The organism is Bradyrhizobium sp. WYCCWR15520 (assembly GCF_056174665.1).
Genome location: NZ_JBWBWM010000008.1, coordinates 219,288 through 240,543, shown reverse-complemented (window position 1 = coordinate 240,543; position 21,256 = coordinate 219,288). Strand labels below are relative to the sequence as shown.

22 protein-coding genes are annotated in these 21,256 nt (G+C 60.5%); 9 read left to right on the top strand and 13 right to left on the bottom strand.

What is annotated here, in order from left to right:
- Positions 1-662: 662 nt before the first annotated feature.
- Positions 663-1,802 carry a DJ-1/PfpI family protein gene (locus AC0QUY_RS11825; RefSeq protein ID WP_475386966.1) on the top strand — a complete coding sequence of 380 codons (1,140 nt, stop codon included), beginning with the start codon at positions 663-665 and terminating at the stop codon, positions 1,800-1,802.
- A gap of 275 nt (positions 1,803-2,077) precedes the next feature.
- Here AC0QUY_RS11825 and AC0QUY_RS11820 read toward each other — a convergent pair whose 3' ends face one another.
- The 6 genes from AC0QUY_RS11820 to AC0QUY_RS11795 form a co-directional block, all read right to left on the bottom strand.
- The gene (locus tag AC0QUY_RS11820; RefSeq protein ID WP_475386965.1) at positions 2,078-3,160 is read right to left on the bottom strand and encodes a zinc-binding dehydrogenase; all 1,083 of its coding nucleotides are present in this window, start codon (positions 3,158-3,160) and stop codon (positions 2,078-2,080) included.
- A 157-nt stretch (positions 3,161-3,317) separates the two neighbouring features.
- Positions 3,318-3,623 (bottom strand): hypothetical protein, encoded by a 306-nt coding sequence (locus tag AC0QUY_RS11815; protein WP_161852833.1) that lies wholly within the window; start codon positions 3,621-3,623, stop codon positions 3,318-3,320.
- Positions 3,624-4,014: 391 nt separating this feature from the next.
- A complete protein-coding gene (locus tag AC0QUY_RS11810; protein WP_475386964.1) occupies positions 4,015-4,335 on the bottom strand; it encodes a hypothetical protein in 321 nt (106 codons plus the stop codon).
- A gap of 257 nt (positions 4,336-4,592) precedes the next feature.
- Complete coding sequence (locus tag AC0QUY_RS11805; RefSeq protein ID WP_475386970.1) at positions 4,593-5,537, bottom strand: DMT family transporter; 945 nt, start codon at positions 5,535-5,537, stop codon at positions 4,593-4,595.
- Between the two features lie 408 nt (positions 5,538-5,945).
- Entirely contained in the window at positions 5,946-6,788 is an 843-nt protein-coding gene (locus AC0QUY_RS11800) for an aldo/keto reductase (RefSeq protein WP_475386963.1), read from the bottom strand.
- Between the two features lie 7 nt (positions 6,789-6,795).
- A complete protein-coding gene (locus AC0QUY_RS11795; protein ID WP_475386962.1) occupies positions 6,796-7,422 on the bottom strand; it encodes a LysR family transcriptional regulator in 627 nt (208 codons plus the stop codon).
- A gap of 128 nt (positions 7,423-7,550) precedes the next feature.
- On the opposite strand from AC0QUY_RS11795, the gene AC0QUY_RS11790 reads away from it, so the two are divergent.
- Genes AC0QUY_RS11790 through AC0QUY_RS11780 form a run of 3 tightly spaced genes read left to right on the top strand, consistent with a single transcriptional unit; the run spans position 7,551 to position 9,508 of the window.
- Entirely contained in the window at positions 7,551-8,420 is an 870-nt protein-coding gene (locus AC0QUY_RS11790) for a VOC family protein (RefSeq protein ID WP_475386961.1), read from the top strand.
- A 1-nt stretch (position 8,421) separates the two neighbouring features.
- Positions 8,422-8,808, top strand: a complete 387-nt coding sequence (locus tag AC0QUY_RS11785; RefSeq protein WP_475386960.1) for a RidA family protein — start codon at positions 8,422-8,424, stop codon at positions 8,806-8,808.
- 25 nt (positions 8,809-8,833) lie between these two features.
- Positions 8,834-9,508 (top strand): L-2-amino-thiazoline-4-carboxylic acid hydrolase, encoded by a 675-nt coding sequence (locus AC0QUY_RS11780; protein WP_475386959.1) that lies wholly within the window; start codon positions 8,834-8,836, stop codon positions 9,506-9,508.
- Between the two features lie 31 nt (positions 9,509-9,539).
- Here the strand turns inward: AC0QUY_RS11780 and AC0QUY_RS11775 are convergent, their stop codons facing one another.
- The gene (locus tag AC0QUY_RS11775; RefSeq protein ID WP_475386958.1) at positions 9,540-9,932 is read right to left on the bottom strand and encodes a hypothetical protein; all 393 of its coding nucleotides are present in this window, start codon (positions 9,930-9,932) and stop codon (positions 9,540-9,542) included.
- Positions 9,933-10,328: 396 nt separating this feature from the next.
- Here AC0QUY_RS11775 and AC0QUY_RS11770 point away from each other — a divergent pair, with 396 nt between their 5' ends.
- The 5 genes from AC0QUY_RS11770 to AC0QUY_RS11750 all read left to right on the top strand — a co-directional run bounded on the left by AC0QUY_RS11770 (position 10,329) and on the right by AC0QUY_RS11750 (position 15,270).
- Complete coding sequence (locus AC0QUY_RS11770; RefSeq protein WP_161852826.1) at positions 10,329-11,627, top strand: serine hydrolase domain-containing protein; 1,299 nt, start codon at positions 10,329-10,331, stop codon at positions 11,625-11,627.
- A 373-nt stretch (positions 11,628-12,000) separates the two neighbouring features.
- Entirely contained in the window at positions 12,001-12,198 is a 198-nt protein-coding gene (locus AC0QUY_RS11765; RefSeq protein ID WP_202639364.1) for a hypothetical protein, read from the top strand.
- A gap of 52 nt (positions 12,199-12,250) precedes the next feature.
- Complete coding sequence (locus tag AC0QUY_RS11760) at positions 12,251-12,688, top strand: hypothetical protein (RefSeq protein WP_161852825.1); 438 nt, start codon at positions 12,251-12,253, stop codon at positions 12,686-12,688.
- Between the two features lie 68 nt (positions 12,689-12,756).
- Complete coding sequence (locus tag AC0QUY_RS11755) at positions 12,757-13,599, top strand: GNAT family N-acetyltransferase (RefSeq protein ID WP_475386957.1); 843 nt, start codon at positions 12,757-12,759, stop codon at positions 13,597-13,599.
- A 294-nt stretch (positions 13,600-13,893) separates the two neighbouring features.
- Positions 13,894-15,270 (top strand): FAD-dependent oxidoreductase, encoded by a 1,377-nt coding sequence (locus AC0QUY_RS11750; protein ID WP_475386956.1) that lies wholly within the window; start codon positions 13,894-13,896, stop codon positions 15,268-15,270.
- 395 nt (positions 15,271-15,665) lie between these two features.
- On the opposite strand, the gene AC0QUY_RS11745 is transcribed toward AC0QUY_RS11750, so the two are convergent.
- From AC0QUY_RS11745 to urtC, 6 genes are all read right to left on the bottom strand, one after another.
- Entirely contained in the window at positions 15,666-16,706 is a 1,041-nt protein-coding gene (locus AC0QUY_RS11745; protein WP_475386955.1) for an aliphatic amidase, read from the bottom strand.
- Positions 16,707-16,924: 218 nt separating this feature from the next.
- Complete coding sequence (locus AC0QUY_RS11740; protein WP_161852820.1) at positions 16,925-17,272, bottom strand: FmdB family zinc ribbon protein; 348 nt, start codon at positions 17,270-17,272, stop codon at positions 16,925-16,927.
- A gap of 98 nt (positions 17,273-17,370) precedes the next feature.
- Positions 17,371-18,600: a formamidase gene (gene fmdA, locus AC0QUY_RS11735; protein WP_475386954.1), complete on the bottom strand. Its 1,230-nt coding sequence runs from the start codon at positions 18,598-18,600 to the stop codon at positions 17,371-17,373.
- 28 nt (positions 18,601-18,628) lie between these two features.
- Positions 18,629-19,318 carry an urea ABC transporter ATP-binding subunit UrtE gene (urtE, locus tag AC0QUY_RS11730; protein WP_475386953.1) on the bottom strand — a complete coding sequence of 230 codons (690 nt, stop codon included), beginning with the start codon at positions 19,316-19,318 and terminating at the stop codon, positions 18,629-18,631.
- A 12-nt stretch (positions 19,319-19,330) separates the two neighbouring features.
- Positions 19,331-20,086: an urea ABC transporter ATP-binding protein UrtD gene (gene urtD, locus AC0QUY_RS11725; RefSeq protein WP_161852818.1), complete on the bottom strand. Its 756-nt coding sequence runs from the start codon at positions 20,084-20,086 to the stop codon at positions 19,331-19,333.
- 7 nt (positions 20,087-20,093) lie between these two features.
- Positions 20,094-21,239 carry an urea ABC transporter permease subunit UrtC gene (gene urtC, locus AC0QUY_RS11720; RefSeq protein WP_475386952.1) on the bottom strand — a complete coding sequence of 382 codons (1,146 nt, stop codon included), beginning with the start codon at positions 21,237-21,239 and terminating at the stop codon, positions 20,094-20,096.
- Positions 21,240-21,256 lie beyond the last annotated feature (17 nt).

The window sequence follows — 21,256 nt, the reverse complement described above, 5'->3', positions numbered from 1 at the left end:
GCCGTTGCGCATAAGGAAAAACGCACACGAGCATACAGGTACAGCGGAAACACTCCGGCCTTCCCTGCGCAATGGCTTTACGGCTTACTTCGTGCTCTCCCCGGAGAACGGCTCTTTTGCCTCCGTCGCTCCACGAGATAATTCGTGAAACTTAACGCCAGCACCGCGGCGCCCGAACCACACGACTTCGCCGTACGCTTCAGGCGCGTACGTCGAGCGCGCCATCAGCGTCCATCGCATCTCACCGCACGTTCGTGACGATGGCCAACGCCCCTCATCTTGCCGTGAGACGGGCGGAGTTATGCGACTGATTTGGGTGAGAACGAAAGCGGAATATTTTTGATTCACGGCCTTGACACAATTTCTGAAAACCAGAAGTGATTTGCCTGCCGGGCCAGGTGGCGCAGTTGCGCGTTCATATTTAGCTTGCGCGCGGAGCAAATCAACTCGGACTCCGTAGGGTGGGCAGAGGAGCGATAGCGACGTGCCCACCATCTATCACCGATCGTGCTGCTTGATGGTGGGCACGCTTGCGCTTTGCCCATCCTACGACATTGCCCGCTTCGCCGCATGGCCGTTTTCGCGGGATTTGCGTCATTTCGCACCGGATATAGCGGCTGTAGACTCCAGTTCAACTCAGGGAATATCGAGCCACGCGTATCATGACATCGCGACGCCTGTTGTGGAGCGCCCTTGGCGCTGTCGTACTTCTCGCCATCATCGGTGGCGGCTGGTTGTGGTCGCTGCCGCCGTCGCCATCCGCCGCAGCACCACCGCCGATCGCGCAAGCCGAGCGCGACGCGACGGTCGCCGCGTTGAAGCCGCCGAAGCGGCAGCGGCCGCTGGTCGCCATCATCGGGATCAATGACGCCACCGAGACTACCGACTATCTGATGCCCTACGGCATCCTGCGGCGGGCCGACGTTGCCGACGTCGTCGCGCTGGCAACGAAACGGGGTCCCGTGAGGCTCTATCCGACGCTCAAGGTCGAGCCGGACGCGACGATCTCGGAGTTCGACGCACAGCATCCCGATGGTGCCGATTATGTCATCGTTCCCGCGATGAGCAGGGATGACGATCCCGAGGCGCTGCAATGGATCAGAAGCCAGTCGGCGAAGAAGGCAATCATCATCGGCGTGTGCGTTGGCGCCAAGGTGGTCGGCGATGCCGGACTGCTGCATGGCAAGCGGGCGACCACCCACTGGTATTCCGTCAAGGAGTTGCGTGGCAAGCATCCAACGATGCGCTACGTCGAAGACCGGCGGCTGGTGGTCGATGACGGCGTGGCGACGACGACAGGTATCACCGCGTCGATGCCGATGTCGCTGACGCTGATCGAGGCGATCGCCGGACGCGACAAGGCCAAGGCGGTCGGCCGGGATATCGGCCTTGCCGAATGGGACGAGCGACATGACAGCGACGCGTTCAAGTTCACGCGCCCATTTGCGCTGACGGCCATCCGTAACACGGTCGCGTTCTGGGCCCACGAGCAGCTCGGCATCGAACTCAAGGAAGGCGTCGACGAGGTGTCGCTGGCGCTGATCACCGACGCGTGGTCGCGGACCTACCGGTCACAGGCGGTGACGTTCGCACGCACGGCCGGCGCGCAGCAGAGCCGCGGCGGCTTGCGGATCATTCCCGACCAGGTCGCGGCGAACTGGCCTGCGGCGCGATTGCTGCCGAGCGATGCCACGAAACCGGCGGAAGCACTGGACAATGTGCTTGCGGGCATTGCTGCGCGTTACGGAACGGATACGGCCGACTTCGTCGCGATGCAGCTTGAGTATCCGAAACGTCCGTAGCGTGGGCAAAGCGACCGCGTCCGCCGTAGCTCAACGAGCGAAGGCGGAAGCGTGCCCACCATCGACCCATGCCGTGTCGCGAATGGTGGGCACAACTGGTTCTCTCGTCATTGCGAGCCAACGGGGCGCGCGTTCGCGCGACCCGTTGGCTCGCAATGACGTGGAGAGAGCGTGGGCCTCATGGTTCTCCCGGCGATGCGAAGCATCGTCTGGAGACGGCACTCCGCGCCTCCTCACCATGAGGGTTCAATTGTTGCTACGCCCTCCGAAGATCATCACCGCCACGGCTCGACGATGATCTTGGTGTGCGCTTCGGGGTTGGCGAGATCGGCGAAGGCTTGTGCCACGCCGTCGATGCCGACGCTGGCGGTCACCATCGAGGCGGCGTCGACCTCCCCTTCCGCGATCAGGCGCAGCGAATAGGCGAACTCCTCCGGCGTGTAGCCCAGGACGTACTGAACGTTGAGCTCCTTGAGGATGCCGAGCATCGGCTCGGCGCGGTCGGTTTCCATGCAGACGCCGACCACGACGATGCGCGCATCGCGCGGCGCGCCTTCGAACACCTGCTGGATCAGGCCGGGAACGCCGACGCACTCGAAGATCAGCGCGGGTTTCAGCGCCGGCAACAATGCCTGCAATGGCGGGCGCACGGCTTTTTCCTCCGGCGACATCTGGGCGTGCTCGGCCCAGGTCGCGTAAGGCTGCGAGCGCGCGGGATCGACGACGACGTCGGCACCGAGCTGTTCGGCGAGCGCGCGGCGGGCCGGCGAGTAATCGGCGGCGACGATCGGATGCAATCCCCTGATCTTCAGCGCCGCAATGACCGCAAGCCCGACCGGACCGCAGCCGATCACAAGCGGCACCTCCCCGCCTCTGATGTTGGCCTTTGCCACCGCATGCACACCGACGGCGAGCGGTTCGGTCAGCGCGGCGTGTTCGGCGGCGAGGCCATTGGGGACTTCGAGCAGCAGGGCTTCGCTGAGCAGCATACGCTCGGCGTAGGCGCCGACATCGTCGTTGGAATAGCCGATGCCCTGCGGGCCGTCCGCGGTCAGCAGCGCCGGCAGCGAACAGACTTTCGTGCCGGGCTTGAATTTGCCTGTCGTATCAGGACCGTAATCGAGCACCTCGCAACAGAATTCATGGCCGAACACGACGTCGCGCGACAGGTCCATCGGCTTGCGGCCGGGAAAATGCCTGGCGAGTTCGACCATGCGGTGTGCGTGCTTGCGCGCATGCAGGTCGGAGCCGCAGATGCCGCAGGCCAGCGATTTCACCAGCACCTGCCCGGCGCCGGGTTTTGGCTCCGGCATCTGGTCGACGACAATTTCCCCATTGCGGAAAATGGCTGCGCGCACGAAAGACCCTCCCGGTGATTTTCTTCACCTTAGATCATGACGTGATTTCATGGAATCGCATCATCATCCAGGGCAAGTACTCATAAATTCGCGGTCAGCTCATTCCCCAACAGCGGGCGGAGAAGCGGACAACGCTCTACTACATCGGGTGAGTCCGTTAATCGCGGTTGCCCGCGGACGCCAGCTTCCGGCCTATCCAAGTACCGAGCGCAATTGTCGTCAGCAATGCGCCCCAAAAAACGAGCAAAGGAACTGGATCAAAGGCGACATCGGTTTTTTTGAGCCAGAGATATGCGACGATTGCTCCGATAAAACTTGCTGTCAGGCAAATTAGACGAGCAACATCCCGGCGGTGCACGAACATTCCGACAGGTACGCCGACAATCAGGCCGGGGATGATTGAGGCGAGAAACGCTCCGCCTCCGAAGACAACAAAAATAATAAAGACGCCAAAGCCATCCATCCGTCAGTGCTCCAGTTCGCGCACCATCTGCATTTACAGGACGCCTGCTATTAAGTGACAAACCCACTAAACCAAGACATCATTAGGCGCTGTGTTTCAAACGCTGTTTCAAACACTTAATTCTGTAAAACCACATCTGAGAGTCCACAAGCGAACCGACAGCTTGACGCCCATTGGTATTTTGATCGTACGCAACTGGGGATGCGAGTCGGCACCGTGTTGGAAGTATTGATTACCAAGCGAAGCCTGACGAAATGGGAATGGCGGGTCTGTGACCGCCAAGGCACGACGATCATGGGCGGGTTTGAAACCACCCGACCAGCGGCCAACTACAGGGGTAACCGGGCGCTATTCCTCCTGTTATCTACGCGCTGGGCATTACGGTGATCGCTCAAAACATCGCGGGCCAGAGCGAGTCGGAAAACCTGTTTCCACCTTTCCGCATCATGCTCTGGCACGGAGGATCACCACGAATAGCGCACCACTTGCTGGCGTAGGAATTGGTGACGTTGGAAAACTGGCCTTCGAAGATCGCGGCCGCAGACCAGCCGTTCAGCCATTTCATGACGGTGAGGTTACTGACGCCGGCCTGAAAGCCGCCCGGAGTATTGCCGCTGCAGGTGACGGTATCGCCGCTCGACGCCGGATCGGGCGCGCAGGCTGCGTTCGCGGGTGTCGTCGACAGGCACAGGCCAACGAGAAACGCCGACATCGCGACTGCCCGCGCAGCCACAGCCCGATGGCGTCGGCCCTGCGCCGACGATAGCAATTGAAAATACAACGCCCGAACCCCATTCCCCGGCGCTCTGCGGCGCCATAGGAACTCACTAGCATGGGTTCCGCCGTAGAATTACGGATGCGGGGATGAATCCGCCAGATTTGCACCACAACCAAGCGTTCTACGGCACCGATGTGGCACCCGCGCCACGTTTTTGGCGGGTGTGACCACGACTCAGTGGCCGCGCAGGATCAGGCGTTGGGGGACGGCTCGCCCGAGACAGCCAGAAGCTGCGAGCGGCGGACGCGCTCGCGATGGGCGGTGTAGAGGCCGCTTGCGACAATGAACGCGGCGCCGGTGATGGTGTAGGCATCAGGCACTTCGCCGAAGATGAAGAATCCGAGCACGCTGACCCACAGCAATTGCGTGTAGGAGAATGGCGCCAGCACGGAGGCGTCGGCATAGCGGAACGCCAGCACCACGATCCACTGCCCCGCGGTCGAGGCGATGCCGATGAAAATGCCGAAGGCGATGTCATGCCAGGTCGGCGTGACCCAGACGAACGGCACCAGCGCGGAGAGAATGCAGAGGCCGACGATCGAGGAATAGGCCATCACGGTGATGGCGCGCTCGGTGCCGCTCATCATCCGCGTGATGATCAGCGTGCAGGCCCAGGCCAGCGCCGAGACCAGCGGAAAGAACGCCGCCGGGTGAAACGCGCCGGTGCCGGGACGCAGGATGATGATGACGCCGACGAGACCAACGCCGGTCGCGATCCAGCGGCGCAGGCCGACCTTCTCGCTGAGAAAGATGATCGACAGCGCGGTGACGAACAGCGGCGCGACGAAACCGGTGGCGGAGGCCTCCGCAATCGGGAGGTACCGCAGGCCGGAGATGAAGAACAGCGACGAGCCCAGGATCGTCAGGCCGCGCAAAAGATGCAGACCGGGACGATTGGTCTGCATCGCAAACAGCGGGGAACCCGGCATCATCGCCGGCGTCATGATCATCGCGAACACCAGGAAGCGGATCCAGGCGATCTCGATCGAGGGCAGTGTCGCCGAGAGATATTTCGCCGTCACGTCGGAGGCGCCAAGAAATACCGTCGAGGCCAGCACCAGCGCGATGCCCTTGAACGGCCGGTCGGCGCGCGCGGGCGCCTTGCGGATCGTCGACTTCTTTTCGGGCAAAGGCAGATGAACGCTGTCCAGCCTGGCGGCTGCGGCGGGGGGCGGTGTCACGGCAATCTCGAAGGCGGTAATTTCGAATCGGGCGAGGTTGTAAAAAACACCAATTCGCCCGATGCGACTAGGTCCGAAAGCGGGATGCGGATATGCGCTGAGGGGCCAATTGCAACACTTTGTTAAGCACGGTGTTTACGGTGATGTGTTTGAGGAGCGCATGCGCGCGATGACGTGAACTCCGCTTCAACCTCGCCCCGCTTGCGGGGAGAGGTCGGAATTTGCGCGAAGCGCGAATTCCGGGTGCGGGGGTACAGGTCTATCGGTGAACGCATGCTCGCGGAGAGAGCCCCTCACCCCTACCCTCTAAGAGCAAGCTTCGCTTGTCTCGACCCCGCGAAGAGCGGGGAGAGGGAGAAGAGGTCACAGCATCGGCAGGCCGCGTGGCTTGGGGCCGCGTGGGAAGGCCTTGTCGAGTGCGACGATCTCCTGCTCGCTGAGTTTCAGATCCCCTGCCCTCGCATTCTCTGCCGCGTGTTCCGCGCTCGACGCCTTGGGAATCGCGAGCACCGATGGCGCACGCGTGAGAAACGCCAGCGCGACCTGGCGCGGGCTCGCCTGGTGCGCATCCGCGATCGCCTGCAGCACCTCGCCGCCCTTGCTGCGCGGCGATGGAAACTCATCATGACCGAACGGCGAGTAGGCGACGACGGCAACGCCATGCTTCTCGCACCACGGGATCACCGCGTGCTCGATCGCGCGCTCCAGCAGATGATAGAGCACCTGATTGCAGGCGATCTTGCCTTCGCCCGCGACATCGAGCAGTTCGTCGAGATCATCCTCGTCGAAATTGCTGACGCCCCAGGAGCGGATTTTTCCCGCGGCCACTAGATCGTCGAACGCCGCCACCGTTTCCTCGAACGGATAGGAGCCGCGCCAGTGCAGCAGATAACAATCGAGATAATCGGTCTTCAGCCGCTTCAGCGAACGCTCGCAGGCCGTGACGGTGCCGCGCCGCGAGGCGTTGCTCGGCAGCACTTTTGAAACGAGAAAGAGTTTTTCACGCGGCAGCCCTGCGATCGCGTCCGCGATCACGAGCTCGGCATCGCCATACATCTCGGCGGTGTCGATATGGGTCATGCCGGTTTCGATACCGCGGCGGAGCGCTGCGATCGCCGCCTTGCGGTCACCGCGGTCGAGATACCAGGTGCCCTGCCCGATCACGGATACGTCCGCACGGCCTGCGCCGAATTTTTTCTGCTTCACGATCACCTCAACTTCTGATGATGCCGACCACACGACGACGCTGCTGCCCGAGCGAGTTCTCGGCGGGCAGACCGCGCAGCCAATCCCGGAAACTTGCGATTTCCGGACAATCCGCAGTACCGGCGGGCGCAATCAGCCAGTCGCCGAGCCCGGATCCCTCCGTCACGCGATCGCAGCGGTAGCCCGGATGGTGGCCGACCCCACGCGCGATCAGCACATCGACCTTGCCCTCGATCAGCTCGGCCAAGCCGGCGGGCTGCAGCACCCGCAAGCCGATTTCCTCGTGGGCTGCGCGAAACTCCGCCAGCGCCAGACGCCGCAGATCGAAATTGCCGTGCACGCCCAGTTGCAACAGCGCCGCGCCCGTCGGCTTCAGTCGCACCGTTGCGTCCGCAATGCGACGAAAGCCGTCGGAAATTTTTGGCAGATAGGCTTGGCCGGCCTCGGTCAGGACAAGCTGCTTATGCAGCCGCTCGAACAGGCGCACGCCCAGGCGCGCCTCCAGCGATTTCACCTGCTGCCCCACGGCGGCAGGCGTCACATGCAGCTCATGCGCGGCGAGCTTGAAGCTGAGATGCCGCGCCGCGGCTTCGAACGCGCGCAGCGCATTGAGCGGTGGAAGGATGTAGGTCATCGCCGTCCAGTTTGTCACTGATAGGCCGCAGCCTTGCAATAGATTTTCTTGAGCAGAACCGCAGCAACAATGCTTTGCCCCAGGGTGATGCCGCCGGTTACGGTCGGTCTGCAATTTCCGGAGATCCCATGCCCCGCCGTATCGATCATCTCGTCATTTGTGTCCGCGATCTGGCGCAGGCCGCGCTGGATTGGCAAAAGCTCGGTTTCACCCTCACGCCGACCGGCGTGCATCCGTTTGGAACCAGCAACCGCCTGGCGATGTTCGGGAACAATTTTCTGGAGTTACTGGCCGTCACGGACGCCGCGGCGGTGCCGCCGGCCGCGCCTGATAGATTCAGCTTCGCCGCCCACAACCAGGATTTTCTGGCCACCACTGAGGGAATGTCGATGCTGGCCTTGCACAGCACCGACGCCCATGCCGATGCGGCGCGCTTCAAGGCCGATCACGTCAGTGCCTATGCGCCGTTTGATTTTGGCCGCGATGCGGTGCTGCCGGGCGGCGGCACGGCGCGCGTCGCATTTTCACTGGCGTTCGCCACCAATCCCGCCATGCCCGGGATCGCCTTCTTCACCTGCCAGCAGCGTCACCCGCCGGAACTGTTCTGGAAGCCCGACTATCAGCGCCACCCCAACGGCGCCTTGCGCGTGATCGAGGTCGTGATGTCGGCGCAGGAGCCGGCGGCGCACCGCGATTTCCTCGAGCGCGTCACGGAAAGCGAAGCCCAGTCTGTGCCCGGGCGACTGACGGTCGGCGATAGCTGTGATCGGATCACCGTGCTCGATCCGGCCGAGATTGCACGCCGGCTGCCGGGTCTCGCCGGCGATACGTCGCCGCGCTTCTGCGCAGCGCGTCTGGCGGTCACCGATCTCGATGCGACCAAGCGCGCACTGAAAGACAACGGCGTCGACTTCGAGATGACCGGCGCCGTGCTGCTGATCCCGCCCGCGGCGTCGCATGGTCTGGCGCTGGAATTCGTCGAACAGGAGACAAACTGACATGGCTCAAATTACTCGCCATAATCCCGCAGCGGTCCACGCGCCTTCCAGCGGCTACAGCATGGGGCTGGAACTCGGCCAGCATCGCCGGCTGTTGTTCGTCAGCGGACAGGTGCCGGAAAATTCCGACGGCAGCGTGCCCGACGGTTTCGAGGCGCAATGCGAGCAGGCCTGGCGCAACGTCATCGCGGTGCTCGCCGCCGCCGGCCTCGGCGTCGAGCATCTGGTCAAGATCAATACTTTTCTGACCGACAAAAGTCAGGTCCTGGCCAACCGCGCCATTCGCCGCAAGATGCTGCAACGAAACGAACCGGCTTCCACGGTGATGATCGCCGAAACAGTCGACGGCAAATGGTTGCTGGAGATCGAGGCGATCGCCGCGGAATGAAACGCGTACCTGCGGGGGACATCTCATGGGCGAAATTCATCCATTCTATCAGGCGCATCGCGGCGCAATGGAAGCCGCCATGCGCGAACGCCTCGATCTTGCCGAGACGATGTTGCGCGAACGCGCGCATCTCGCGGATTTGGACAAGGTCAGACAAGATGTGATGGATGAGTTCGAAATCGTGCTCAGCCAAATGCCTTATGTCGGAGGTGCGGCTAGCCGCATGAGCGACTTCTTCATCCGCTTGATGGGCTTTATGGCTATCGGGCGCGTGCTCCGGCGGCATGGCGTTGCTCTACCAATAATCGGCGATATCGAGCGAGAAAGTTACAAGGCTCAATTGCTGACCGTGCCGGAGGCCGAACGGCTCGCTTCGGGACGTCAGTTCATGTCTCGGGAGAACCAATCCTTACTCCGCGAGCAGGCGACAAAAAGCCTGGCGAACGAATATCCAGAGGATTTTGTCTACGATTTCGTCGAGCCAGGGCCCGGCGACAGCTTTGAATTCGGTATCGATTACAAGGCTTGTGGCTTCTGCAAATTCGCCGCTCGTCATGGAGATCAAGAAATCCTCCCACACATTTGCGGACTTGATTTCGAGGCCTACGCAACGCGTGGCATTCGTTTGGAACGAACCCCGACGCTGGCTGGCGGCGCCAGCCACTGCAATTTTCGCTTCTCCCACCTCGAAACAAAGTAGGACATGCGAGGCCGCCGCTTCGGGTCATTCATTAGGTGTGATTTCGGTTCTGCGCGAACCGCTCGACAAGGTCGGACCAAAACGGAATATATTTGATCTGTGAAGGCCAAGGCTTGCTGTTCCAGCTTGTGAACTCTCTTTCGAAATAGTCCTTCAGATTGGCACCGTAGTAGATTGCATCGGTGTAGAAGATGGAAAAAACAGGGTTGCCCGCCTCATGCGGCTGCTCGGGCAAGTATCGGTGACCAATCAGCGGGATTAGTTTAGGTGCTCGGGAAACCACTTCCCGCAGAACCTGCGCGCGAGCGCGGGCGCTGGAAGGTAACTTCCCCCACTCAGGCCACCAGAGTTGCCCTTGCTCGACGGACTTACGAAGCCCTTCGAAGGGCCAGTCCAGTGCATGCCTTATCGCGCGGTCGTCCATCCAATCGTGCCCATCCACCGGCCGCTTCCGCCTCAACAGGGCTACTAGGTCCGGCGGAAAGACCAAACCAAATCGGCGTTGCGCTCGGTCGAGTTCAGATTGTGTGTAGCCCTTGGTCCACCGACCGATAGTATCGCTCGACTTCCCCACCGCCAGTCTCCCGACTAACTTGCCCCTCATGCTTGCGGCCTTATATGCCATCGGTCGTATGTCTACTATTGGCACGTTTGAGACATCCCAACAGGCCGTTCTGATGTCGGTTCATCGGGGTAGACCGGAAGTGATCGGCGCAGCGCCGAAGTGACGCGATTGACCCGAAGGCGACATCCTCCCGGATGGAAAGTGCTGTCTACGTAGTATAGTGTGATCGGAATATCGGTTGTGAGGGAGGGAACTATGCGAAGGACACTTGCTTCAGCATCGCTGGTTGCCGCGATAGTGGTCGGCGTTACCTTTCCATACGCCGCAAACGCACAGCAGACTCAGCTCGCGCAGGCTGGTGAAGACGTTGCGCAGGGCATGTCGCGCGAGCGACTAGATCGTATCGCGGGCGTTATGAAGCGAGAGGTGGCCAACGGCACGTTCTCGGGCACCGTCACGCTGATCGCCAGGCGCGGAGAGCTGGTCCATTTCGAGGCAAACGGCTTTCAAGACGCCGCTAAGACTAAGCCGATGGCGAAGGACAGCATATTCCGCATGGCATCAATGACTAAGCCGATCGTGACGGTTGCGGCGATGATGCTGGTCGAGCAAGGTGTCTTCAAGATCAACGATCCGATCGCGCGGTACCTGCCCGAGTTGAAGGATTTAAAAGTCGAGGTGAGCAGAACGAACGGTGACGGCACCACAACGATCGAAGATCTGCCAGCGAACCGGGCGGTCACGATCCAGGATCTCATGCGCCATACATCGGGCTTCTTCTATGGTGGCGCCATGAAGTCCAAACGGCTGAAGGACGCCTACGAGCAGGCCAATGTCGAGGCTGGCGAGCAAGATATCACCGGCGACGAGATGTTGAAGCGGCTAGGACAAATCCCGCTAGCTTATCAACCTGGCACGAATTTTCTCTATTCGATCTCGGTGGATGTTCTGGGCCTCCTTCTTGAACGCGCAACAAAGAAGCCGTTGGACGTTGTGCTGCAAGAAATGGTCATCGGCCCGCTCGGCATGAAGGACACGGCATTCTGGGTACCGGGGGAGAAAGCCTCGCGGTTGGCGGAGGTGCTTGATAGCGATCCCTTGAAGAAATTCTCACTACGCTTCTGCAGGACCGAAAGCGAAATCAAGATGTCCTACTTGAAGGGTGGCGCCGGCATGTGTGGTACTGCTGAAGATTACTTCAAGTTTTTGCAAATGATCCTGAACGGTGGCGAGTACGAGGGCAGGCGGTATCTCTCGAAGAAGACTGTAGAGTTCATGCTGCAAAACCATTTAGTTGGCATGGGTGGTTCCACGGAAGCTTCAACGGGTCCTGGCTACGGGTTTGGACTTGGTTTCGCCGTCCGTCTGCAGGACGGTTTTGGTTGGAGCCCGGGCTCAAAGGGCGATGCAATGTGGGGCGGCATATTCGGAACCAGCTTCACCATAGACCCCAAAGAAAAACTGCTCGCCATCCAACTGACACAAGGTGCCACCGCCCGCGTGCAAAGCCGGCATTTGTTCAAGAACCTCGTCTACGGCGCTATGGTCGAGTGATGGAATAGTGGGCTTGGCGCTCCGAGCGCGAAAAGCGCCACTTCGCCTCTTGGCACTTTTCGGAAGTGGTGGTCCCGATGCGTGATGTCCGCAGTTGGGGGAAGACCGGAAGTAGTCGGCCGACGACCAAGATGACGCGATTGATCCGAAGGAGACGTTAGCGAGTGCGGACGCGGCGTCTTGTAATTCGCGAGCTTTGTCGCGTGAGGTTCGCTCCGTCCTGTCACGCAAGGCCCCTGCCTATGACAGGAACACTGCCAGAATTCCACTGCCTTCTATAGATTCCGATTGGCTCCAAGGAGGTCTAGTATGCGCTCCGCTAAGCTGGAGCAAAATGCAGTAGTTTTCATCGCCTCCCGATAGGGACAGCTTTATGCCGACAACGCTTCGAGAGATGGCGCTCACACTCGATCTTGTGGCACGCACCACGCGCGTGGTCGAGGATGCAGGCCCGAGCCCCGGCGCGATCTACATGATGAAGATTACGACGCGGCCATCGAAAACGGTCGGCCTGACATTGCGACCAGCTCTTGACACACGTGTGCCGGACCTGCTCGTGAGGAAGCGGTAGCGCCTTGCGATCGGAAAGGGACAAGGCGGGTGCCACAGAATGCGAGACTCGCGTGACTTCTCAGTGGCAGTACCAGGTTAGGTTCGATCTGAACGATTCTGCCACGGCGGAATCGGTACGCCGAAAACACCGTGTTCCGGCACTGACGTCGCTGTTCGATATCCTCGCCGAGCATAGCGCTGCGCTGAAATGCCAGTTCGACGCCTTTGCGGAGTATGTCGCCGCGGCAGAAGAGCACGGCGTCGAAAACTATCCGCTCTACCAGTGGACGAAGGCGACGATCGAAAATCCGGCGAAGAAGGAAAAGTATTTGAGATCCTTTACAGTCTACGTGGACGACCGGGAGGTCTATGCCAAGGAGATTGCTGACGCGCTGGAGGCGGACTTGCAGCCGCTCGCCACTAGCGGGCTCATCAAGCGAATATCCAAGTACGATACCAATCCCGCCAACAATCCTCAGCCGCCGCAGGGCCCCCGCGGGCGGAGCTAGCCCATCCGCGAGAGCGAAATGAATGCCCCGCTCCCGGCACTTTTCGGACGTCACAACCGGACGCAGGAATGTCTGTTGTTGAGAGAAGAACGGAAGTCGCGATTGTCCTTGGAGTATGGCGGCATCATATGGGGGCCAAGGAACACTGTTGCTCGCGTCTAGTCGGCTCCAACTTTGTCACCAATTGGGGAAGCGTCGGCTTCTTCGGTCCCTTGACTGTGCATCCTGATCTCCAGGAGCGAGGTATCGCCCGAGCACTGCTTGCGAAAACCATGGAGCAATTCAATGCCTGGAATACGCGGCATGTCGGGTTATTCACATTCTCAGATAGCGCGAAGCATATCGCCCTATATCAAAAATACGGCTTTTACGCGCGTTTCCTCACAGCAATCATGTCGGCAAAAGCGGTGCGGCAAACGGCAGCCGGATGGTTGCGCTTCAGCGAGTTAAGTGAAGCGCAGCGAGAGCAGGCTCTCCAGTCGTGCCGGGACGTAGCTGAAACGGTTTACCCGGGTCTCGACCTGTCCGGTGAGATAGGCGCGACGCATGCGCAGGGTTTGGGTGATACAGTTTTGGTTGAAGGTGCCCGTGACATCGCGGCGTTCGCAGTGTGTCACTACGGGCCGCGCAGCGAAGCCGGCACAGACACCTGCTTCGTTAAATTCGGTGCAGCTCGCGACGGTGGATCGGCCGAACACGACTATCTCCGGCTGCTCGACGCGTGCGAGGCTTTAGCGGTCGCTGCCGGCATGTCGAACTTGCTGGCTGGCGCGAACATGGCGCGCCACGAAGCCTATCGGCATCTCGTCGCCCGCGGATTTCGCAGCGAAATTCAGGGCGTGACCATGCACAGACAGAACGATCCCGGCTATTGCCGCCCCGGCGCCTACATCATCGACGATTGGCGATAACATCCAGTAGGCGTGACTTCCGGAAGGGGTCATTCGTCGGCCCGCAACACAATCGAGATCGGCAGATCAAGGCCGGCGCCTTAGCTGTCTTCAGGTTGACGCTTAGCTCTGAAGAGTTCCCTCAATCACGACCCGGGCCGGGCGGTATCAAAGAACCGAAGCGCGTTCTCGTACAGCCTTGCGGGTCATGCCGAAAGGCGCGATGATGTTGTACCGGGCGCATCGATCGTACCGGCGCAAGTTCAACGAATGTCCTGCTTCGTCCTGCGGCTAAGTAAATGCTGGGAGGGGTCGATGGCGCACGTTGGCAAGCACGCGATCGTGGTGGGCGCGGGAATTGGTGGTCTTTTAGCCGCTCGCGCTTTGGCGGATCATTTCAACGAAGTGACCGTACTTGAGCGTGACGCGCTTCCGGATTCACCTGATCCTCGCAAAGGCGTACCACAAGGACGGCATACGCACGGATTGCTTGCCCGTGGGCGCGAGGTACTTGAACAGTCGTTTCCCGGGTTTACTGAAGGAATAATTGCCGAGGGAGCGGTAGCTGCGGACATCGTCAACGATGGGCTTTGGTTCAACTACGGTGTCTATCTTCACAACGCGCCCAGCAAGATGGTTGGGCTCGGCGTGAGCCGACCGACGCTGGAAAGCTTCGTGCGACGGCGGCTCGTTCAACTACCCAATATTCAGGTGCGGGAGCGACGTGACGTTGTGGAGCCCGTGTTTGATCGCCCGTCGGGCCGCGTGACCGGTGTTCGCGTCCAATCAAAAAATGGTTCAGGTGACAAGGAAACAATAGAAGCCGATCTCGTGGTTGATACAACCGGTCGCGGGTCATCAAGCCCCACATGGCTCAATGCGTTTGGTTTCGCAAAACCGCCAGAGGAGCAGATCACTATCAATCTCGGCTATGTCACCCGCTTCTATCGTCTCAAACCCGAACATATGGAGAATTATTTGCATGGCAGGAAGTTCGTTCTTATGGGAGCGTGTTTGCCTGATTTTCGCTTCGGTGCCCTTTTGCCACAGGAGGGCGAACGTTGGACCGTGACGTTAGGCGGTTACATGGACGATCAAGTACCGGTCGATGATGCTGGTTTCCTTGAGTTTGCACGTAGCTTGCAAAAGCCGGAAATATTTGACGTGATCCAGAATGCAGAACCGCTTACGCCGCTTACGTCATACAAGTTTATTTCGAACACACGACGCCACTACGAAAAACTGGCTCACTTTCCAGAAGGCTATCTGGTGTATGGCGACGCCTTGTGCAGCTTCGATCCGGTCTATGGTCAAGGAATGACGGTAGCCTGTGTAGAATCGCTGGCCTTGCGCGAGTGCTTGGCAAAAGGAACGCAAGGAATTGCTCGCCGTTTCTTCCAGATGGCTAGTCGGTTCATTGAAACTCCCTGGCAAATCGCCGTGGGCAGTGACTTGCAAAACCCGCGCGTTGAGGGCAAGCGGACGGCGCAGGTGCGCTTTGTCAACTGGTACATAGCGAAGTTTTACCGAGCGGCGCAACATGACGCCGAGCTGGCAACCAAGTTTTTGGAAGTGGCCAATCTTATGCAACAGCCAACCGCGTTGCTAAGCCCAGCGAATGCGCTAAAAGTGTGGAGTGGAAGTCGGGACATACAGCATCGCGACCTTGGTCGGGGGCGCCAAGCCGCCTAACCACGGTAGACGCGCGCCAGCAGACAGCATCGCCGGCTTCTGCACTCAATCTAATGAGCAGTGCGATCACAGCTACGCAAGCGCTTTTGCAACTGCGTGGCGACGGCAGCGAGGTGCGCATCCGTCCCGAGCTGGGCGGCCTTGGTGCGCGCCGCCAGGAAGGCGAGTGCCCCTTGCCGGGTTGGCCCATGTCTCAAGGGGGTCATCAGCGTTACTACGACTCCGAACAATGTCCGCGTTATCCCAGCCAACAGACATCGCCGCTGGAGTGCGACATGGTGCGCAAAGAGCCGTAGGGTGGGCAAAGGCGCCCTTGCGCTGTGCCCACCATCCATCGACACGTTCATCGTGAATGGTGGGCACGCTTTCGCTTTGCCCACCCTACAATTCTGTGCCTAGTAATTACTCGCCGTTGCCTCGTTCGGAATCCCCTCGATCGGGCATTCGTCGGTGCCGACCGTCGGCCGCGTCATCGCTTCGACCATCTCGCGCGTGCCTTCGGGATCGGCGATCCACTTCGCATAGAAATCGTAGGGGCACTCCGCCACGCCCTTCGCGTCTTCGCCGGAGTTGATCTTGCCGGTGTAGCCGCGATGCAAGAGCTTGAAGAGGTGGTTCTGCGACTGGTTGTTGCGGCGGGCGTCGCGGATCAGGTTCTTCGACAGGGCTGCATACTGGATGCCGTACTCCTCCTCGCCGGTCTCGCCGAGCGTACGGCCGTCGAAGCCGATGATCGCGGAATGGCCGAAATAGGAATAGACGCCGTCGAAGCCGGCGGCGTTGGCGACCGCGACATAGACGTTGTTGGCCCAGGCCATCGCCTTGGAAATCAGCACCTGCTGTTCCTTGGCCGGATACATGTAGCCCTGGCAGCGCACGATCAGCTCCGCGCCTTTCATCGCGCAGTCGCGCCAGATCTCCGGATAATTGCCGTCGTCGCAGATGATCAGGCTGATCTTCAGGCCCTTCGGGCCCTCGGAGACATAAGTGCACTTTCCGGGATACCAGCCCTCGATCGGCACCCACGGCATAATCTTTCGATACTTCTGGACGATCTCGCCCTTGTCGTTCATCAGGATCAGGGTGTTGTAAGGCGCCTTGTGCGGATGCTCCTCGTGGCGCTCGCCGGTCAGCGAGAACACGCCCCACACCTTGGCCTTGCGGCAGGCTTCCGCGAAGATCTCGGTCTCGGCCCCCGGGACCGACGAAGCCGTCTCGTACATCTCCTTGGAGTCGTACATGATGCCGTGGGTGGAATATTCCGGGAAGATCACGAGGTCCATGCCCGGCAGGCCGAGCTTCATGCCCACGATCATGTCGGCGATCTTCCGGGCGTTGTCGAGCACCTCGGCCTTGGTGTGCAGGCGCGGCATTTTGTAGTTGACGACCGCGACGCCGACCGTGTCGTTGCTGGAAGAAATGTCACCGTGGAGCATTGGATCGCCTCTTGTTCTGGTTTGGGTTTGAAGGATCGCTAGAGCATGTGGTCTTAGTCAGACAAGTTAGCCGCAGACGCGCTTTACCTCTCCCGCTTGCGGGGGCCGAGACGAGCGAAGCGGCAGTGTCGCCCGCGGAGACAGCCCCACCCCAACCCTCCCCCGCAAGCGGAGCGCACCTTCTTCGTGGTTGCAATCAAATCTGGTTTCATCATGCTTTAGTGGCTGATCATCCATGGCCGCGCAGTCGGAAAACCCTTCGCGCCGCCCTTTGTCTTGGTCACCAGCCGCGCCGGCTTCTTCTTTCCGGATGAACAGCAGCCGCAGCCGGGACCGTGGGACGCCTTGTATTCGCCTGATGTCTTCGGCGCGTGGGCGCTGCGCTCGTTGGTGGCGATTGCTTTCCGCTTGTCGGACGGCATGCAGAAGAACGCCGGCGCGGTCAGGATTACGCGCGGCGATTCATTGTCGCAGCGCGGGCAGTCCTGCGGATTGTTGTATTCGGACATCGGCCGTATGTCGGTGAACGGACCGCAATCGTTGCAGAGATACTCGTAGACGGGCATTGGGTTTCCTTGCGCGAGGGTCCGGAAGGGAATTTGGCGATGGCGGATGCGGGGCGGCCGGCACGCTTGAGCCGCCCCGCATCCTTCTCGCGCAGGGATCACTTGTCCGGCGAGATCGGCATCTGGATGTCGCCCGTGATGTGTTTGATCGGCCCCGCCGACGACGGCATGATGTCGAAGTCAAAGATCTCCGTCGGCAGCCACAGCGTGGCGCAGGCGTTGGGAACGTCGACCACGCCGGAGATGTGGCCCTGGCACGGCGCGGTGCCGAGGATCGAATAGGCCTGCGCGCCGGAATAGCCGAACTTCTTGAGGTACTCGATCGCGTTCAGGCAGGCCTGGCGATAGGCGATGTGAACGTCGAGGTAATGCTGCTTGCCGGCCTCGTCGACCGAGATGCCCTCGAAGATCAGGTAGTCCTTGTAGTTCGGCGTGATCGGCGACGGCTTGAATACAGGATTCTTGATGCCGTATTTGGCAACACCGTCCTTGATGATTTCGACCTTCAAGTGCAGCCAGCCAGCCATTTCGATGGCGCCGCAGAAGGTGATCTCGCCGTCGCCCTGGCTGAAGTGCAGATCGCCCATCGACAGCCCGCCGCCCGGCACATAGACCGGGAAGAAAATTTTCGAGCCGCGCGACAGATCCTTGATGTCGCAATTGCCGCCATGCTCGCGCGGCGGCACGGTACGGGCGCCTTCCGCGCCGACCTTGGCCTTGGCGTCGCCCTTGGCGCGACCGGCATGGGCGGTCGCGGCAAACGGCGGATTGGCAAGACCCGGGACGCGGGTCGGGTTGGTCGCGATCAGTGCGGTCTCGCGCTCGTTCCAGGTCGCCAGCAGCTTCGGATCGGGCAAACAGCCGATCAGGCCGGGATGGATCAAGCCGGCAAAACTCACGCCGGGCACGTGGCGCGACGAAGTGTAGAGACCCTTGATGTCCCAGATCGATTTCTGCGCCAGCGGGAAATGATCAGTGAGGAAGCCGCCGCCGTTCTGCTTGGAGAAGAAGCCGTTAAAACCCCAGAGGCTTTCCTTCAGTGGACCGACGTCGAGCAGGTCGACGACGAGCAAATCGCCGGGCTCGGCACCCTTGACCCCGATCGGACCGGACAGGAAGTGCACGATCGACAGATCGATGTCGCGCACGTCGTCGGCGGAATCGTTGTTCTTGATGAAGCCGCCGGTCCAGTCATAAGTCTCGATGATGAAATCGTCGCCCGGATTGACCCACGCCACGATCGGAATATCGGGGTGCCAGCGGTTGTGGATCATGTCGTTCTCGTAGGCCGACTTCGAAAGATCGACCTTGATCAGTGTCTCTGGCATCGATAGCTCCCCTTTTTAGAACACAGGTTCAAACGGACAGGAATTTCGAAACTTGCGCGGCGTCGACGCTGTCGCGCGGGTCGTCGCGGACGATCTCGCCGTTCTCGATGACCAGCACGCGGTCGGCGATATCAAGCGCAAAGCTCAAGACCTGTTCGGAGACCACGATGGACAGGCCGCGCTCGTCGCGAATGCGTTTCAGCGTGCGCGCCATTTCCTTGATGATCGACGGCTGGATGCCTTCGGTCGGCTCATCCAGCAGCAGCACCTTCGGCTTGGTGGCGAGCGCGCGCGCAATCGCGAGCTGTTGCTGTTGACCACCCGACAGATTGCCGCCGCGGCGGTTCTTCATCTCCAGCAGTACCGGAAACAGCTCGTAGATGTCTTCGGGCACCTCCGAGCCGCCTGATACGACCAGGCCGGTTTCGATGTTCTCTTTCACCGTCATGGTGGAAAAGATCATGCGGCCCTGCGGTACATAGGCGAGGCCTTTTGCCACCCGCTCGAAGCTCTGCATCGTGTTGAGCTCGGCGCCGTCCATTTTCACCGAGCCGCTCTTCGCGGGCAGGATGCCCATCAGCGATTTCATCAGCGTGGTCTTGCCCATGCCGTTACGGCCCATGATCGCTACGATCTCGTTGGGCGCCACTGACACGTTGAGGCCGTGCAGCACTTCGCTCTGGCCGTAAGCGACGTGAAGATCCGAGATAGCCAGCATGCCCCTACTCCCTCAATGTCCCAGATAAACTTCGATCACTTTCGGATCGTTCTTCACCTTTTCCATTGTTCCCTCCGACAGGATCTGGCCCTGGTGCAGCACCGTGACCTTGTGGGCGATGTCCTCGACGAACTTCATGTCGTGCTCGATCACCAGCACCGAGCGGTCCTTGATGATGCGGTTCAAGAGTTCGGCGGTCTTGGCGCGCTCGCTGACGCTCATGCCAGCGACGGGCTCATCGAGCATCAAGAGTTCCGGGTCCTGGATCAGCAACATGCCGATCTCGAGCCATTGTTTCTGGCCGTGGCTGAGCTGGTCGGCATAGGTATCGAGACGATCCTTCAAGAAGATCATCTCCGCGACCTCCTCGACGCGCTGTTTCACGGCGTCATCGCGCTGAAAGGCGAGCGAGCCGAACACGGAGCGGCCGCGCGGATAGGAGATCTCCAGATTCTCGAACACGGTCAGATCTTCGAACACCGACGGCGTCTGAAACTTGCGCCCGACGCCAGTCTGCACGATCTGATTCTCCTTCAGCTTCGTCAGCTCCTTGCCGCGAAACTGAATCGAGCCCGAGGTGGCCTTGGTCTTTCCGCAGATAAGATCGAGTACGGTGGTCTTGCCGGCGCCGTTGGGACCGATGATGACGCGGATTTCGTTCTCCTCGACATAGAAGGAGAGATTGTTCACGGCCTTGAAGCCGTCGAATGACACCGTGAGCGCCTCGACCGCGAGCAGAAAGGGCTTGGGTTGGTGACCGATGAGCATGCTTGCCTCACTCTGCCGGTGCGCCGTCGGCGACGGAATTGTCGGCCCACGCGCCAGGCTTTGATTTGCGTGATGCCAGCAGCCGGTCGATGCGCGGCTGAACGTAATCGGCCCAGATTCCCGACAGGCCGTTCGGGAACGCCAGCACGACCGCGATGAACAGCGCGCCGAGGCCGAACAGCCAGAGCTGCGGGAAGGATTCCGAAAGGCTGGTCTTGGCAAAATTGACCAGCAGCGATCCCCACACCGCGCCGAAGATCGACATCCGGCCGCCGACGGCGGTGTAGATCACCATCTCGATCGACGGCACGATGCCGACAAAGGACGGGGACATGAAGCCGACATTGAGCGCGAACATGGCGCCGCCGATCGCGGCGAACACCGCGGCCATGCAGAAGGCGAAGATCTTGAAGTTGGCGACGCTGTAGCCGGAGAAGCGGACGCGGTCTTCCTGTTCGCGCATCGCCACCAGGATACGGCCGAGCTTGGTCAGGCGGATGAACTGCGCGATGCCGATGCAGGCGAACAGCAACACCACCTCGACGAAGTACAGGATGATCTTGGCATGGTCCGGCCGGATGTCCCAACCCTTGAGGGTGCGCAGGTCGGTCATGCCGTTGATGCCGCCGGTATAGCCTTGCTGTCCCACGATCAGGATGGTCAGGATCGCGGCGACGGCCTGGGTGATGATCGCGAAATAGGTGCCGCCGACGCGGCGCTTGAACATCGCGGTGCCGATGATCAGGGCGAACAGGCCGGGCACCAGGATGATTGCGGCGATGGTAAAGGTGAGGCTGTGGAACGGCTGCCAGAACAGGGGCAGCGAGGTGATCTGATTCCAATCCATGAAATCCGGAATGCCCGGTGTCGACTGGATCTTGGTGTTCTCGACGCTGGAGGCTTCGAGCTTGAGGAACATCGCCATGCAGTAGCCGCCGAGGCCGAAGAACACCCCCTGCCCCAGGCTCAGAATGCCGCCATAGCCCCAGCACAGCACCAGCCCGATAGCGACAAAGGCGTAGGTCAGATATTTGGCGACCAGGTTGAGGCGGAACACATCCAGCGACAGCGGCAGGATCACGAACAGGATGGCGGCCAGCGCAATGAAGCCGATGAGTTCGGATCGATTGAAGAAGCGTGAGTGGATGATCATGACCGTGCCTGTTTCTG